This is a genomic window from Serratia sp. MMO-28 (genome assembly GCF_037199905.1).
GTDB classification, from domain to species: domain Bacteria; phylum Pseudomonadota; class Gammaproteobacteria; order Enterobacterales; family Enterobacteriaceae; genus Chania; species Chania oryzae.
On the sequence record NZ_JBBCVB010000118.1, the window covers coordinates 1 to 242 of the forward strand.

1 protein-coding gene is annotated in these 242 nt (G+C 64.5%); it reads right to left on the reverse strand.

Translation table 11 applies throughout. The annotated features are described in order from the left end of the window. On the reverse strand, window positions 1-242 hold a 242-nt coding region (locus tag WG891_RS26805; RefSeq protein ID WP_337265124.1), incomplete at both ends, for a hypothetical protein.

Genomic DNA, 242 nt, shown 5'->3' on the forward strand with positions numbered 1-242 from the left:
CAGATTGACGTTGGCCGCCGAGGTGCCCAGATTATTGGCCGTGCTGACCGTCAATGCTCCATTTGCATTGACGGCGTGGGTGCCGCTGAAGGTGTTGCTGCCGCTCAGGGTAATGGCGGCATCGGTATTGATGACGCCGGCCCCGTTCAGGGTATTGGCCAGGGTATCTGCCGCGTTCAGCGTCAGCGTGCCGCCGACCTCCACCGCGCTGGTGCCCAACGCATTGGCCGCGCCGGCGGTGA